This is a genomic window from Bradyrhizobium sp. USDA 241 (genome assembly GCF_049739505.1).
GTDB classification, from domain to species: domain Bacteria; phylum Pseudomonadota; class Alphaproteobacteria; order Rhizobiales; family Xanthobacteraceae; genus Bradyrhizobium; species Bradyrhizobium liaoningense.
This window is the reverse complement of sequence record NZ_JBMGPZ010000004.1, coordinates 824224-837422: the sequence shown is the minus strand read 5'-3', so window position 1 is coordinate 837422 and position 13199 is coordinate 824224. Positions and strand designations below refer to the sequence as shown.

14 protein-coding genes are annotated in these 13199 nt (G+C 65.5%); 6 read left to right on the top strand and 8 right to left on the bottom strand.

The features are described from left to right. Positions 1-147 precede the first annotated feature (147 nt). Both ABIF91_RS13735 and ABIF91_RS13730 read right to left on the bottom strand, forming a co-directional pair. Complete coding sequence (locus ABIF91_RS13735; protein ID WP_028176907.1) at positions 148-1536, bottom strand: M48 family metalloprotease; 1389 nt, start codon at positions 1534-1536, stop codon at positions 148-150. Positions 1537-1674: 138 nt separating this feature from the next. Then, positions 1675-2445: a thermonuclease family protein gene (locus tag ABIF91_RS13730; protein WP_028176906.1), complete on the bottom strand. Its 771-nt coding sequence runs from the start codon at positions 2443-2445 to the stop codon at positions 1675-1677. A 278-nt stretch (positions 2446-2723) separates the two neighbouring features. On the opposite strand from ABIF91_RS13730, the gene ABIF91_RS13725 reads away from it, so the two are divergent. From ABIF91_RS13725 to ABIF91_RS13715, 3 genes are all read left to right on the top strand, one after another. Next, positions 2724-3929 carry an ABC transporter substrate-binding protein gene (locus tag ABIF91_RS13725; protein WP_035694624.1) on the top strand — a complete coding sequence of 402 codons (1206 nt, stop codon included), beginning with the start codon at positions 2724-2726 and terminating at the stop codon, positions 3927-3929. 137 nt (positions 3930-4066) lie between these two features. After that, on the top strand, positions 4067-4858 hold the full coding sequence (locus ABIF91_RS13720) for an enoyl-CoA hydratase (RefSeq protein ID WP_028176904.1): 792 nt from the start codon (positions 4067-4069) through the stop codon (positions 4856-4858). A 2-nt stretch (positions 4859-4860) separates the two neighbouring features. Beyond that, positions 4861-5610: a hypothetical protein gene (locus ABIF91_RS13715; RefSeq protein WP_028176903.1), complete on the top strand. Its 750-nt coding sequence runs from the start codon at positions 4861-4863 to the stop codon at positions 5608-5610. Between the two features lie 169 nt (positions 5611-5779). On the opposite strand, the gene ABIF91_RS13710 is transcribed toward ABIF91_RS13715, so the two are convergent. From ABIF91_RS13710 to ABIF91_RS13700, 3 genes are read right to left on the bottom strand one after another with little or no spacing between them, the layout of a single operon-like run. Next, positions 5780-6592 carry an enoyl-CoA hydratase/isomerase family protein gene (locus ABIF91_RS13710; protein WP_028176902.1) on the bottom strand — a complete coding sequence of 271 codons (813 nt, stop codon included), beginning with the start codon at positions 6590-6592 and terminating at the stop codon, positions 5780-5782. Between the two features lie 17 nt (positions 6593-6609). Next, complete coding sequence (locus ABIF91_RS13705) at positions 6610-7770, bottom strand: acyl-CoA dehydrogenase family protein (protein ID WP_028176901.1); 1161 nt, start codon at positions 7768-7770, stop codon at positions 6610-6612. Between the two features lie 18 nt (positions 7771-7788). Continuing rightward, a complete protein-coding gene (locus ABIF91_RS13700; protein ID WP_028176900.1) occupies positions 7789-8853 on the bottom strand; it encodes an acyl-CoA dehydrogenase family protein in 1065 nt (354 codons plus the stop codon). Between the two features lie 247 nt (positions 8854-9100). Here ABIF91_RS13700 and ABIF91_RS13695 point away from each other — a divergent pair, with 247 nt between their 5' ends. Further along, positions 9101-9886 (top strand): SDR family NAD(P)-dependent oxidoreductase, encoded by a 786-nt coding sequence (locus tag ABIF91_RS13695; protein WP_035675224.1) that lies wholly within the window; start codon positions 9101-9103, stop codon positions 9884-9886. Between the two features lie 145 nt (positions 9887-10031). On the opposite strand, the gene ABIF91_RS13690 is transcribed toward ABIF91_RS13695, so the two are convergent. Together ABIF91_RS13690 and ABIF91_RS13685 are read right to left on the bottom strand one after the other, a co-directional pair. Then, positions 10032-10304 carry a GlsB/YeaQ/YmgE family stress response membrane protein gene (locus tag ABIF91_RS13690; RefSeq protein WP_080659861.1) on the bottom strand — a complete coding sequence of 91 codons (273 nt, stop codon included), beginning with the start codon at positions 10302-10304 and terminating at the stop codon, positions 10032-10034. A 90-nt stretch (positions 10305-10394) separates the two neighbouring features. Continuing rightward, a complete protein-coding gene (locus ABIF91_RS13685; RefSeq protein WP_028176897.1) occupies positions 10395-10973 on the bottom strand; it encodes a YidB family protein in 579 nt (192 codons plus the stop codon). Between the two features lie 167 nt (positions 10974-11140). On the opposite strand from ABIF91_RS13685, the gene ABIF91_RS13680 reads away from it, so the two are divergent. Then, positions 11141-12142, top strand: a complete 1002-nt coding sequence (locus tag ABIF91_RS13680; RefSeq protein WP_284279988.1) for a 2-dehydropantoate 2-reductase — start codon at positions 11141-11143, stop codon at positions 12140-12142. 18 nt (positions 12143-12160) lie between these two features. Beyond that, the gene (locus ABIF91_RS13675) at positions 12161-12376 is read left to right on the top strand and encodes a hypothetical protein (protein WP_028176895.1); all 216 of its coding nucleotides are present in this window, start codon (positions 12161-12163) and stop codon (positions 12374-12376) included. A 37-nt stretch (positions 12377-12413) separates the two neighbouring features. Here the strand turns inward: ABIF91_RS13675 and ABIF91_RS13670 are convergent, their stop codons facing one another. Then, positions 12414-13037, bottom strand: a complete 624-nt coding sequence (locus ABIF91_RS13670) for a hypothetical protein (RefSeq protein WP_028176894.1) — start codon at positions 13035-13037, stop codon at positions 12414-12416. Positions 13038-13199 lie beyond the last annotated feature (162 nt).

Here is a 13199-nt window from a genome sequence, read left to right as displayed (position 1 = left end):
CGCGCCGTGCCCACCATCTTTCAGCGATAGCGATAGAGAGGTGGTGGGCACGCTGACGCTTTGCCCACCCTACGGCAGCGAAGCTTGTGGCTCCAGATCCCGGGTTCGCGCCAAGCGCGCCCCGGGATGACGTGCGCTTAGCGCACGTCAATCCGCCACGATCTTCACGCGATCGCGCACCTTCACCTGGGCGGTGCGATCGAGGCCGTTCAGCACGCGGAAGCGCTCGGCGGGATGATCGACGCCGGCCATGCGGTGGGAGAGCGATTCCACGGTATCGCCGGGTTGCACGGTGATGACCTTGATGCGCAGCGGGCGCGCAGCCTGGATCTCTTCGAGTGTCAGGCGACGGAACGAGTTGACGGTCTCGCGCGCGTTGCGATCGCTCTCGGTCGACCTCTGCCGTGTCGCGAAGATGAAGCGGTAGACGTCGCTGCCGAAGCGCAGCGCATAGACCTTGAACTGCCACTGATCGCCCTTGGCGGTGGCGGACGCTGCCGGAAACCCGTTGATCGTGAGGTCCTCGGTCGACGCCTTCTCGACGCCTTCCATCCAGCCCGAATTCAGGTAGTCGCCGAGCGACTGTTCGGCCGGCACGCGCACCACGTCGAAGCGCATCGCCTGCGCGCCGCCCTCGCGCACGCCGATCACGGCCTGCGCGGTGTTGTCGAGCGTGAAATTGTCCGGCGCCTGGAAGGTGAAGCCGAGCTTCGGATGCAGGAAACGCCGGCCGCGGACGAAACCTTCGCTGGGATCTTCGCCATAGACGAGGTTGTCGATCGCGGCGAGATAGCTTTCGCGGTCGCGCTCGGCGCCCTCCGGCGCCGTGTATTGCCGTGCGATATTCTGCGCGTTCTGCACGCGCTCCGGGGTTGCCGGGTGCGACGAGGTGAAATCCTGCGCGCGCGGATGCGAGCTCTTGCCGGCCTTCAGCTCGGCATTGCGCTCCATCGCCGAGAGGAAGCGCGCCGCGCCATAGGGATCGAAATGTGCCTTGGCGGAAATGCCGACCCCGATGCCGTCGGCCTCGATCTCCTGCTTGCGCGAGAAACTCGCCATGGTGAGTTTGGTCTTGGCCAGCGCGAGCGCGGTGAGATCGGGATCATTGCTCATGTCGGTGACGACGCGGGTGACGATCGCGGCCTGGCGGGCCTGGTCCTCGCGCATCGCGGCGTGCTTGGACAGCACATGCGCCATCTCGTGGCTGAGCACGGAAGACAATTCGGAGGTGTCGCTGGCGAGCGCGAGCAGGCCGCGCGTGACATAGAGCTGGCCGTTCGGCAGCGCGAACGCGTTCACCGCGCCGGAATTGAGGATGGTGACCTTGTAGCCCTGATCGGGGCGGTCGGAAGCCGCGACCAGCCGGTCGACGGTCTTGCTGACCAGAGCCTCGAGCTTGGGATCGTCATAGGTGCCGCCATAGCTCGCCAGGATGCGCTCGTGCTCCTTCTCGGTGGCGGGGGTTTGCGCCACGGCGGGCTTCGGCTTCGGCAGCACGACGGTCGCCGGGGCCGCCGCGGTCTGGAACCGGCCCATATCGCCACAACCGGCGAGAGCAGTCGTGCCCAGAACAAGGCACAGCGCGGCCGGCGCCGCCCGCAGGCGGCGGCGTTCAACCCGTACGTGCCGTTCTAGCACCCCATCCACGTCGCTTAACCCGTGCCTGGCCTGATCTTAAGGCCTTACCCCTGTCGGCTCGTTTGCGCCCAGCAACTCGACCTGCCCCACGAGGCGCACATCGATGCGCGGCCCCGTACTCCCCTCAACCCAGCCCCGAACTCGAATACGCCGATTCTCCAAGGACTTAAGGCTGATACCGGCGCCTTCGAACGCCGGTAGCGTGCGCTTTGAAATAGTCACGGCAAAGCCACGTGTCCAGTTTCGTCCGAAGTTGAGGTAGGTCGTTGCCCCAGCTTGCCGGACCGACAGGACTTTGCCCTCGACCACCGTAAAACGCCCGATCTCGGCCAAAATATCGTCCGGACTTTCCGCGTTTTTTATGGCCGACGGGTCAGCCCAGCTGCCAATTTTTTGGCGCCGTGCCGCGGCTTCTGACGCCATCAGGGAGGCCGCGCAGTCCTTGTCCGCGATCTCGGCGGAGGCCATGGCGTCGCCCCGGGCGAGCAGCGTCGCCTGCACCGGCGTGTCGCTTCCGCCGACGAAGACCAGCGCGCCCTGGCGGCCGTAGCGATCGGGCGTGTCGTCAGCGCTTCGCAGCGTCACGTCGCGGCCGGCGAGCAGCGATGCCAGCGCCTGCTTCGTCGCCGCTGTCGGCTCGATCCCGCTAAGGCGAATTTCGCGGCCGTCGTCGAGACGCACGCTGCGCGCATCGACGATCGCGGCAACGCGGCCTTCGTCCTGGGATTCGAACTGGCACGGATTGGCGAGCGCGGTGCTTCTCGCGACGAGAAGACATGCGACGATGAGATGAAGCAGTCGCGTCACGTGACCCGGAGAGGTTGCGTTGCGGGCGGATCATAACTCAAGCGTCGTGAGCCGCGAAGAGTCTTCCTCGCAAGGACGGCGCGGAGGCGCATTTTACGCATCTCGCCATTCCGCTTTGCGGAAAACGCGCGGCAATCGTGTGCTCTCAACACCCGCGTGCGTGCTGCGCTGTTGCGCATGCGGCAGGATTGCGGCAATAGCGATAGCGAACAGCTATAGCCAAGAGCAATAACCAAGCCGCCATCAGAGTACGGCGCGATAAAGGGAGATCGTTTTCGATGAAGAGACTTTTGCCTAGCATTTTTGCCGCCGCTTTTGCATTGAGTGCAAGCGCGGCGCAGGCCCAGGACAAGCCGCCGCTGAAGATCGGCGGCATCCTCGACATGTCGAGCCTGTATGCCGACATCACCGGTCCCGGCAGCGAGACTGCGGCCAAAATGGCGGTCGAGGATTTCGGTGGCGAGGTGCTGGGGCGCAAGATCCAGGTGCTGGCGGCCGACCATCTCAACAAGGCAGATCTCTCCGCCAACATCGCCCGCGACATGCTCGACAACCAGGGCGTCGAGATGATCTACGACGTCGCGGCCTCCGCGACCGCGCTAGCCGCCGGCGAGATTGCGAAAGCGCGCAACAAGATCATCATGTTCAACGGCCCGGGCTCGATCCGTCTCACCAACGAGGCCTGCGGTCCCTACACCGTGCACTACGTGTTCGATACCTACGGCCAGGCCAACGTGACCGGCCTTGCGGCTGTGAAGTCGGGTCTCGACACCTGGTTCTTCCTCACCGCCGATTACGCCTTCGGCCAGGACCTGGAGAAGGACACCGGCAGCGTCGTGACGAAGACCGGCGGAAAGGTGCTCGGCAGCGTGCGCCATCCGCTCAACACGTCGGATTTCTCCTCGTTCCTGCTGCAGGCCCAGGCCTCCAAAGCCAAAGTCATCGGGCTCGCCAATGCCGGCGGCGACACCGTCAACGCGATCAAGCAGGCGGCCGAGTTCGGCATCACCAAGGGCGGCCAGAAGGTCTCGCCGCTGCTCGCCTTCGTCTCCGATATCGATTCGATCGGGCTCGAGACCGCGCAGGGCCTGTTGCTGGCCGAGGCGTTCTACTGGGACCTCAACGACGACACGCGCGCCTTCTCGAAGCGCTTCATGGAGCGCACCAAGCGGGTGCCGACCTCGGCGCAGGCCGGTGTCTATTCCTCCGTCACACACTACCTGAAGGCCGTGAAGGCGGCCGGCACGACCGACGCCGCGGCGGTGATCAAGGTGATGAAGGAGACGCCGATCAACGACTTCTTCGCCAAGAATGGCAAGATCCGCGAGGACGGCCGCATGATTCACGATATGTATCTGTTCGAGGTGAAGAAGCCGTCGGAGTCCAAGGGCCGCTGGGACGACTACAAGCTGCTCGCCACGGTGCCCGGTGCGGAGGCGTTCCAGCCGCTCGAGCAGTCGCGCTGCCCGCTCGTGAAGAAGTGACGCGAAGCGTCATCCCGGGGCTCGCGTAGCGAGAACCCGGGATCCATCGGGCGGCAGCGACGATCGAAGAATGGATTCCGGGCTCGCGACTTCATCGCGCCCCGGAACGATACAACAAACAACAAGGGAGACGCCCTGTGAGCAACGACATGGTCCTGCAGAAGCTCGAAGGCGGGCTGCTCACCATCACGATGAACCGGCCGGAGCGGAAGAACGCGCTCAACCCTGACATGGTCGCCGGGCTGGTCGAAGCGGCGCGGCGCGCGGCCGACGATCCCGAGGTGCGGGCGGTGCTGTTCAAGGGCGCCGGCGGCTCCTTCTGCGTCGGCGGCGACGTCAAGTCGATGGCGGCAGGTCGTGCGCCGCTGCCGTTCGAGCAGAAGCTTGCGAATCTGCGCCGCGGCATGGAGGTCTCGCGCATCCTGCATCAGATGCCCAAGCCCGTGGTGGCGCAGCTCGATGGTGCCGCGGCCGGCGCGGGCCTGTCGATGGCGCTGTCCTGCGATCTGCGCATCGCCTCCGAATCCTGCAAGATCACCACCGCCTTTGCCAAGGTCGGATTCTCCGGCGATTACGGCGGGACCTATTTCCTGACCCAACTGCTCGGCAGCGCGCGGGCGCGGGAGCTCTATCTGATGTCGCCGGTGCTCACGGCCAGGGAAGCGCATGCGATCGGCATGGTGACCAGGGTCGTGCCGGACGCCGAGATCGACGCCGCCGCCCACGAGCTCGCGCTGTCGCTGGCGCAGGGCCCGTCGATCGCGCTCGGCTTCATCAAGCGCAACATCAACAATGCCGAGCGCTTGCCGTTGGAAGACTGCTTTGACGGCGAGGCGATCCATCACACCCGCTGCGGCGACACCGAGGATCACAAGGAGGCCGCCAAGGCCTTCGTCGAGAAGCGCAAGCCGACCTTCAGGGGCGCATGACCATGGCGCCCTATATGCGGCTGCGGCAGATCTGTCTGGTCGCGCCGCAGCTCGCGCCCGTCATTTCCGACATCGCGGAGATCATGGGCCTTTCCGTCTGCTATCGCGACGGCAATGTCGCCAAATATGGCCTGGAGAACGCGCTGCTCCCGGTCGACACGATTCTGCTCGAGGTGGTGGCGCCCTTCAAGGACGGCACCACGGCCGGCCGCTTCATCGAGAAGACCGGCGGCCGCGGCGGCTACATGGCGATCTTCTGCTGCAACGATCCGGACGAGCGCGGCCGCAACGCCAACGCGCTCGGCGTGCGCACCGCCAACGTCATCGACCATGCGCCCTATCACGGCGTGCAGCTGCACCCGCGCGACTGCCGCGCCGCCTTCATCGAATTCAACCACACCGAAGGCAGCGACGACATTCTGGGCCCCTATCCGCCGGCGGGACCCGACTGGCAAAAATTCATCCGCAAGGATGTGACGCAGGCGCTCACAATCGTGGAGGTGCAGAGCCCGGACCCGGTGGGGCTGGCGCAGCATTGGGGCAAGATCATCGGTATTGCGCCGAGCGGCGATGCCGAACTGAAGCTGCCGAACGCAACCTTCCGCTTCGTCAAGGGCGCCAGCGAGATCATGAGCGCGCTGGAGTTTCGCGTGGCTGATGCTGCACGTGTGCTGCATGCAGCGCGGGCGAAAGGGCACGCGGTCGCAGGGAATGAGTTCCTGCTGAGCGGCGTGACGTTTCGCGTGAGCTGATCGCGTTCAAACCCTCTCCCTCTTGTGGAAGAGGGCGGATCGGCGCGTAGCGGCGAGACGGGTGAGGGGTCTCTCTCCGCGCACTCAATAGAGATTGCCTTGTGGAAACAGACCCCTCATCCGGCGCTTCGCGCCACCTTCTCCTACAAGGGGAGAAGGAAGAAAGCGGTTACCGCCCCTTGAAATTCGCGACCCGCCGCTCTTCCGTGGCTTTCACACCTTCCTTGAAGTCTTCCGTCGCGCGCAACCTGGTCTGCTCGGCGAGCTCGTGGTTGGTCGCGGCCATGACGCGGTCGGCGAGGCCGGCGCGCATCGTGGCGCGGGTCGAGAGCAGGCCGAGCGGAGAGCATTCGGCGATCTCGCCGGCGAGCTTCATCGCGGCCGATTTCACCTGGTCCTGCGGCACCAGCTCGTTGGCGAGGCCCCACTTCACCGCTTCCTCGCCGGTGACGCGGCGGCTGGTGTAGAACATCAGCTCGGCGTTGTTCTTGCCGATCAGCTCGGGCAACGTCACGGTCAGGCCGAAGCCGGGATGAAAGCCGAGCTTGGTGAAGTTCGCGGAGAAGCGCGCCTCGGGGCAGGTGACGCGGAAATCGGCGGAGACCGCGAGCCCGAGTCCGCCGCCGATGGCCGCGCCTTGCACGGCGGCAACGATCGGCTTCTTGGCGCGGAAGATGCGCACCGCCTGGATGTAGAGATGGTTGATCGGCCCGAGGCTGTCGGCGGGGTCGCCTTTCTTCTCGGCCTCTCGCGCCTCCTGCGCCTGTCGCGCCGGATCCCCAAAATTGGCGCCGGCGCAGAACGCCTTGCCCTGCGCGGAAAGAACGGAAGCACGGATCTCGATGTCGCGGTCGAACTCGTCGAGCGCATCCGCGATCTGGTTGATCAGCGAGATGTCGAAGAAGTTGAGCGGCGGCCGGCGGATCTCGATGGTGCCGACATGCCCGATCTTCTCGACGCCGATATCTTTATGGGTGCTCATGATGATCCTCGATTGAATTAGCGCAAGCCAAGTCCGCGGGCGATGATGCCGCGCAGCACCTCGGTGGTGCCACCCTGAATGGTGAGTTTCGGCGCGGTCTTGATGGCGAAGTCGAGCTGCCGCTCCAGCGTCTCGCGGTTGCTCGCGGTCTCCTCGACGAAAGCGGCGAGGTCGCGCACGCGGTGCGGAAGCTGCTGCTCCCAGACCGTGCCGATGTCCTTGACGATGGACGCTTCGACCACCGGCTCCTTGCCGGCTTCCAGCATGCCGGCAACCGAGACCGACATGCGCCGCATGGTGTGGAGTTGCGCCACCAGCCGGCCAATGCCCTCGGCGCTACGCGTGTCCGGATTGGGACCGACTGCGCGCACCAGCTCGGTCAGCACGTAATAGGTTTCGAGGAAGCGCTCGGGGCCCGAACGCTCATAAGCGAGCTCGCTCGTCGCCTGCTTCCAGGCGCCGTCGGCCTCGCCGAGCACGTGATCATCAGGGATGAAGTGATCGGTGAAGACGACCTCGTTGAACTCGTATTGGCCGGTGATCTGGCCGATCGGGTTCACCTTGATGCCGGGCTGCTTCATCTTGACCAGGAACTGCGTCAGGCCGTGGCGGCGGTTCTCCTTGGTCGGCGGCGAGGTCCGGAAGATCGCGATCATGTAGTCGGCGATGTGTGCCGACGAGGTCCAGATCTTGGTGCCGTTGATGAGATAGCCGCCGTCGGTCCTGGTCGCGCGCGTCTTCGCCGCAAACAGGTCGGAGCCGGAGTTCGGCTCGCTCATGCCGATGGCAAAGCAGATCTCGCCGCGGCAGATGCGCGGCAGGATATCCATCTTGATGTGCTCGGGCGCGTATTTCAACAGCACCGGCCCGCTCTGGCGGTCGGCGACGAAGAAGCGCCGCGTCGGCGCGTTGGCGACGCGCATCTCCTCGGTCACGACGTAGCGTTCGAGGAAGGAGCGTTCCTGCCCGCCATATTTCTTCGGCCAGGTCATCCCCAGCCAGCCCTTGGCGCCGACCCTGCGGGAAAATTCCGGCGCGTCGGTGTCCTCGCGGTTGGGCTTGTGCGGATCGAAGGTGCCGGCGGCGATTTCCTCGGCGAGGAAGGCGCGCACTTCCTTGCGTAACTGTTCGCACTTCTCCGGCAGGCGGATCGGATCGAAACGAAGGGCAGCGGTCATTGTTGTCTCGTCTCCTGATCAGCGCGACGCCACGAGCGGCCACAATTCGTCGGCGCCGCGGTTCGCGACCAGCTTGCCGAGTTCGACGGCCCAATGGCTCTCCGAGCCGAAATCGTCGCGCCAGGCCAGCGCCCGCAGCGAATAGCGGTGCAGGATATGCTCCATGGTGAAGCCGATCGCGCCGTGGACCTGATGCGCGATGCCGCCGCCTTTCTCGGCGGCTTCCGCGCAGCGGATCTTGGCGGAGGCGGCTTCGAGATAGACTTCGTCGTTGAAGGATCTTGCGTTGGCGATCGCGTCGGCAGCCGACGTCGCTGCCGCAAGCGCCGCGGCGGACTCGCCGGCAAGGCGCGCGAGATTGTGCTGCACCGCCTGGAACTTCGAGATCTTCTTCTCGAAGGCGACACGCTCGTTGGAATAGCGCACGGAGATGTCGAGCATCGATTCCAATGCGCCGGCGATCTGAAGGCTGCGTGCGACGCCGCCCATCAGCATCAGGGTGGTCTGGTCGCAGCCCTTCGGCGCGGGCTTGATGATGATGGGCTGGACCTTGTCGAGCGTCACGGTGTCGCTATGGTCGTAGCCGACATTCAGGCCGGCCTCGATCCGCGCCTTGGCCGCATCGACCAGCGCGATGGAAACACCGTTCCTGCCATGCGCCAGCACCGCGAAGTGCTTCGCTGTCTTCGCGAACGGCACGCCGCGCGCACGGCCGGAGAGCGCGCCATCGGCATCGAGGCTGATGCGGTCCTTCGGCGAAGCCGGCAACACCGTCATCTCGCCTTCGGGCGAGGCGATCCTGGCCTGCGCCAGCAGCCACCCCGCCAGCATGGTCTCGGCCAGGGGCACCGCGACCGCGAAACGGCCGGCGGCGTTCAGCAGCGCAAAGCCATCGGCAAGGCTCGCGCCGGAGCCGCCGAGATCATCGGGCACCCAGGACAATGGCAGGCCCGCCTCGCTCAGCGCCCGCCACAGCGGCGCCTGCCACGAATCCTTCCTGTCGTTGTTGATGGTTTGCGGATCGGCGAGGTCGGCGAAGATTTTCTCCGCGGTCTCGACGACGATATTGTCACTCTCCGCCACAGCGTTCCCCGTGTCTTGCCATTGGCGCGTCCCGTTTCGTAGGCGGGTGCGCGGTCTCTTCTTGCGCCCGATGATCGAAAAAAGCCATGGCCCTGACAAGCGTTGACCGCAGGTCAACCTGCGGCGCGGGCATGGGCGCAAGGGCCAACAGGAGGCTAATTCCGCTTAGCGGAGTTTGCTCGATTTGCAGGGCGCGGCAAACTCGCTAAAGAGGACGCCAACGTCAGAACAGGGGAAGGAATTCGGGATGGCAAAGGACAGTCTGTGCGCAATCGTGACGGGATCGGCGTCCGGCCTCGGCGCGGCGACCGCGGAGATTCTCGCGCGGAGCGGGGCGCGGCTCGTCATCAACTATTCGTCGAGCCAGAAGGAAGCCGAGGCCACGGCCGAGCTCTGCCGCAAGGCCGGCGCGGCAGAGGTCCTGGTCGCGCAAGGCGACGTTTCCAAGGATGAGGATTGCCGCAGGATCGTAGCTGCCGCTGCGCCCTGGGGCCGGCTCGACGTGCTCGTCAACAATGCCGGCATCACCAAGCATGTCGCTCACGCCGATCTCGACGGATTGTCGGCGGAGGATTTCCAGCGGGTCTACGGCGTCAACACCATCGGTCCGTTCCAGATGGTGCGCGCCGCGCGCAGCCTGCTCGAGGCGGGCGCGAAGGCTTCGGGGCGGCCGTCCGCGGTGGTCAACGTGTCCTCGGTCGCCGGCATCAGCGGTGTCGGCTCGTCGATCGCGTACGCCGCGAGCAAGGGCGCACTCAACACCATGACGTTGTCGCTGTCGCGTGCGCTGGCGCCGCTGATCCGCGTCAACACGGTATGCCCCGGCTATATCGACACGCCCTGGTTCACCAAGGGCCGCGGCGAGGCAGGGGCAAAGCAGGTGCGCGATAGCGTTGTCGCAAAGGTGCCGCTGAAGGTCGCCTCGCGCGCAGAAGACATCGCGCAACTCGTCTGCTTCCTCGCGATGCCGGCCTCCAGCAACATGACCGGCGAGGTCGTGCGCATGGATGCGGGGATGCACTTGATTACGTGATCGGTGCCGCGCTCTTTCCCCGTCATGGCCGGGCTTGACCCGGCCATCCACGCGTTGCCGTGCGGATTGAAAGACGTGGATGCCCGGGTCAAGCCCGGGCATGACGATGTGGAGACAGTCTGCCGTCTCTTTGCGCTTCGAGCCACTACCCCTTGATCACGCCGCTCGCCACCAGCCGGTGCCAGATGAACAGCACCACCACCGCGCCGATCGTGGCCATGATGAAGCCAGCGCCCTGGTCGGGGCTGTAATGGCCGATGGCCTGGCCGACGAAGGTCGCCAGAAATGCGCCGGCGATGCCGAGGATGGTTGTGAGGATGAAGCCGCTCGGACTGTTCGGTCCCGGCGCCAGCCAGCGCGCGATGAGGCCGGCGACGAAGCCGACGACAATGATCCACAGCAGGCCGCCCATGCTCATGAGTGTGCTCCCCTTCCCGAGAACGCTTCGAGCATGATCCGGAGAAGTGTGTCGCGGTTCTCCGGATAGATCATGCTCAGACCAAGAACTTCAGATTCGGCCCGAGATTTCGTTCTCGGTCGGCAGCCGTCCGTCCGGCGTCAGATGGTCGATCACCTGCGGCAGATATTGGCTGAGGCCGGAGAGCAGTTCCTCGCGTGACAGGCCGCTCTGGGCGGACAGGCTGTCGATCTGGTCGGCGCCGAGTGCGCTGGCGAGATCGCCGGGTGCGATCGGCTTGTTCTCGCCCCTGCCGACCCAGGAATTCGCGGCTTCGCCCTGGCCGCTCTGCTGGAGCTGGTTGAGGAGATCGCCGAGCCCACCGCTGAGCACGGTGCCGGCCGCGCCGCCCGCAAGCAGGCCGCCGAGGCCACCTTTGAGCAAATCGCCGAGACCGCCGCCGGGGCCGCCCGCATTCGCCTGCGTCGGAGGCGGCAGCGGCGACCGCGGCTGCGGGGCAGGCGCCGCGCCGGGCTGGCCTGCCGTCAAATGCTTGAATGCCTTCCAGGCGAGCAGGCCGAGCAGCGCCATGGTCATCGGCGACATGCCGCCGGAGGATTTCTCGGAGCTCGGTGTGCTCGGGCCGCGCGGGCCGTTCTGCATGCCATTGAGGACGTCGAGTAGACCCATGGTGCTCTCCTTTGGCGTCTGGTTCGGCGAGCGCTCGCCGCTGACTGCCCCCGGGGCGAAAACATATGGGGCACGCATGACCGTTACAAGTCGGATGCACCGCGATTGGTTGCCGGCCTGGCCTCTGCTATCGAAGGCGGGCCGTTCAGGTTGAGCAAGGCGAGGTTATGACAAATCGACCGATCGTAGTCGCCGGCGCGGGCGCCATCGGCTGTTTCGTCGGCGGCATGCTGGCGGCCGCCGGCCGCCGCGTCGCGCTCCTGGTGCGGCCGCGGGTGAAGACCGAGATCGAACGGTTCGGCCTGCTTCTGACCGATTTCGACGGCTCCGAGAAGAGGCTTGGCGCGGGGCAACTGGCGCTATCGGAGGATCCCTCGATCTTCCACAGCGCAGGCGTCGTGCTGACGGTGAAGAGCGCCGACACCGCCGCTGTTGCCGAGCAGATCGCGCAGCATGCGCCTGAGGATGCCGTCATCGTCTCGCTTCAGAACGGCGTCGGCAACGTCGCCGTGCTGCGCGAGCGGCTCGGCGGCCGCCGCGTGCTGGCCGGCATGGTGCCGTTCAACGTGATCGCGATGGGCGAGGGCCGCTTCCATCGCTCGACCTCCGGCGACATTCATATTGGGGAGGATGCGGAGAACACGGCCGGGAAGCTCTCGGTCGCCGGCCTCACGATGCGCGCGAGCGGCGACATCACCGGGGTGCAATGGGGCAAGCTGATCATCAATCTGAACAATGCGCTCAGCGCGTTGTCGGACTTGCCGCTCGCCGCGCAACTGGCGAACCGCGACTGGCGCAGATTGTTCGCCGACCAGATGGCCGAGGGGCTCGCCGCGCTGAAGGCGGCCGGCATCACGCCGGTCTCGGCGACGCCGATCCCGATGAGGTGGTCTCCGGCCTTGCTGCGGCTGCCCGATGCGATCTTCAAAGCGATCCTGGGACGCACGATGAAGATCGATCCCGAGGCGCGCTCCTCGATGTGGCAGGATCTGAAGCAGGGCCGCAGGACCGAGATCGACTATCTCCAGGGCGCGGTCATCGCGCTCGCCGAGCGGAACAATGTCAGCGTGCCGCTGATGCGCCGCATTGTTGCGCTGATCAAGGAGGCTGAGACGGCCGGCAACGGCCCGCCGCGGCTGACGCCGCAGCAGATTCGCGGATCGGCGTGAGTGCGAAGGAGGAACGCGATGAAGCGTGGTTTGATGATCGGGCTTGCACTGGCCGCGCTTTGCGCCGCATCGACGCTCGCCTACGCCAGGCCACCGACGGTCATGAACTCGCCCGGCTATGACAGGCGATTGCAGGAGAGCCGTAAGGAGTTGGGTGGTTCGATGGCCATAACGGAGCCCGCGCCTGCGCCCGCGGTCAAGCCGAAGCGCGGCAAGAAGAAGCACACGAACTGAGGCTCCACGCTGAATCCGGAAATGACGCTGTCTCGGCTCAGCCCTTCTTCGCGGGCTTGCTCGGGGTCGGGGTGAACAGCTTCTTCAGATCGTTCAAGCTTTCCGATAGCCGCGGCCATTCGCAGGAGAACGAGCCCTTGGTGCAGGGCGCGCCCTTCGGCCTCGGGCCTGCGGCCTGCTGGACCTTCGGCCGCTCGACCGGAATAGGCACGCGCTCGACTTCGGTTCGCAGTGCAACCTGCTGAAGCTGCTGCACCAGTTGCTCTTGCTGCTCGCGCTGCTGGCGAGCGGTGGCCTGGGCCGCTTCATTGCTGCGGCGCTGACTGGCGAGATAGGCGGTGTAGGCTTCGTCGATCTTCTTCTGTTCCTCCGGCGTCGGATTGGGGCCGGCGATGTCGAAGGTGCGATCCTGAAGGAAGTCGTAATAGGAATAGCCGCCGCCCGGCTTGCGGCGGCCGGCAAACTTGGCGTTGCAATCGGCAAGCGCGGAGGTCTTCTCGGATTTGGTTGCGGCCTTCTCGGCGGCGTCGGCGCATTCCTCGAAATCGACCGGCGAGCGTTTCCACCATTGCGCCTCGGCATGCGCATGCATCAGCAGGAGAGACCCTGCTGCGGTCACAAGAAGCAGCGCCGCACGACGCGATGTAGCCACGGCCGACATTCTACGAGAGCATTCCTTGCAGGACTCAACCCGAACTGAGTCGAGACCGATTTTTGCCCCTTTATCGCCGCCTTGTCACCCATGGAACTTGGGAATTTCATGTCTGCAATGCTGACATTTTGTGCTTGACGTGGCGCGGGAGTCACAGCGCCCTGCCGGCAG

Bases quoted from the DNA above. Each gene is read 5' to 3' on its own strand.
- ABIF91_RS13680 (WP_284279988.1), top strand. From the start codon at position 11,141: ATGACAAATCGACCGATCGTAGTCGCCGGCGCGGGCGCCATCGGCTGT.
- ABIF91_RS13670 (WP_028176894.1), bottom strand. From the start codon at position 13,037: ATGTCGGCCGTGGCTACATCGCGTCGTGCGGCGCTGCTTCTTGTGACC.
- ABIF91_RS13725 (WP_035694624.1), top strand. From the start codon at position 2,724: ATGAAGAGACTTTTGCCTAGCATTTTTGCCGCCGCTTTTGCATTGAGT.
- ABIF91_RS13705 (WP_028176901.1), bottom strand. From the start codon at position 7,770: ATGACCGCTGCCCTTCGTTTCGATCCGATCCGCCTGCCGGAGAAGTGC.
- ABIF91_RS13735 (WP_028176907.1), bottom strand. From the start codon at position 1,536: ATGGGCCGGTTCCAGACCGCGGCGGCCCCGGCGACCGTCGTGCTGCCG.
- ABIF91_RS13715 (WP_028176903.1), top strand. From the start codon at position 4,861: ATGGCGCCCTATATGCGGCTGCGGCAGATCTGTCTGGTCGCGCCGCAG.
- ABIF91_RS13710 (WP_028176902.1), bottom strand. From the start codon at position 6,592: ATGAGCACCCATAAAGATATCGGCGTCGAGAAGATCGGGCATGTCGGC.
- ABIF91_RS13690 (WP_080659861.1), bottom strand. From the start codon at position 10,304: ATGAGCATGGGCGGCCTGCTGTGGATCATTGTCGTCGGCTTCGTCGCC.
- ABIF91_RS13675 (WP_028176895.1), top strand. From the start codon at position 12,161: ATGAAGCGTGGTTTGATGATCGGGCTTGCACTGGCCGCGCTTTGCGCC.
- ABIF91_RS13695 (WP_035675224.1), top strand. From the start codon at position 9,101: ATGGCAAAGGACAGTCTGTGCGCAATCGTGACGGGATCGGCGTCCGGC.
- ABIF91_RS13685 (WP_028176897.1), bottom strand. From the start codon at position 10,973: ATGGGTCTACTCGACGTCCTCAATGGCATGCAGAACGGCCCGCGCGGC.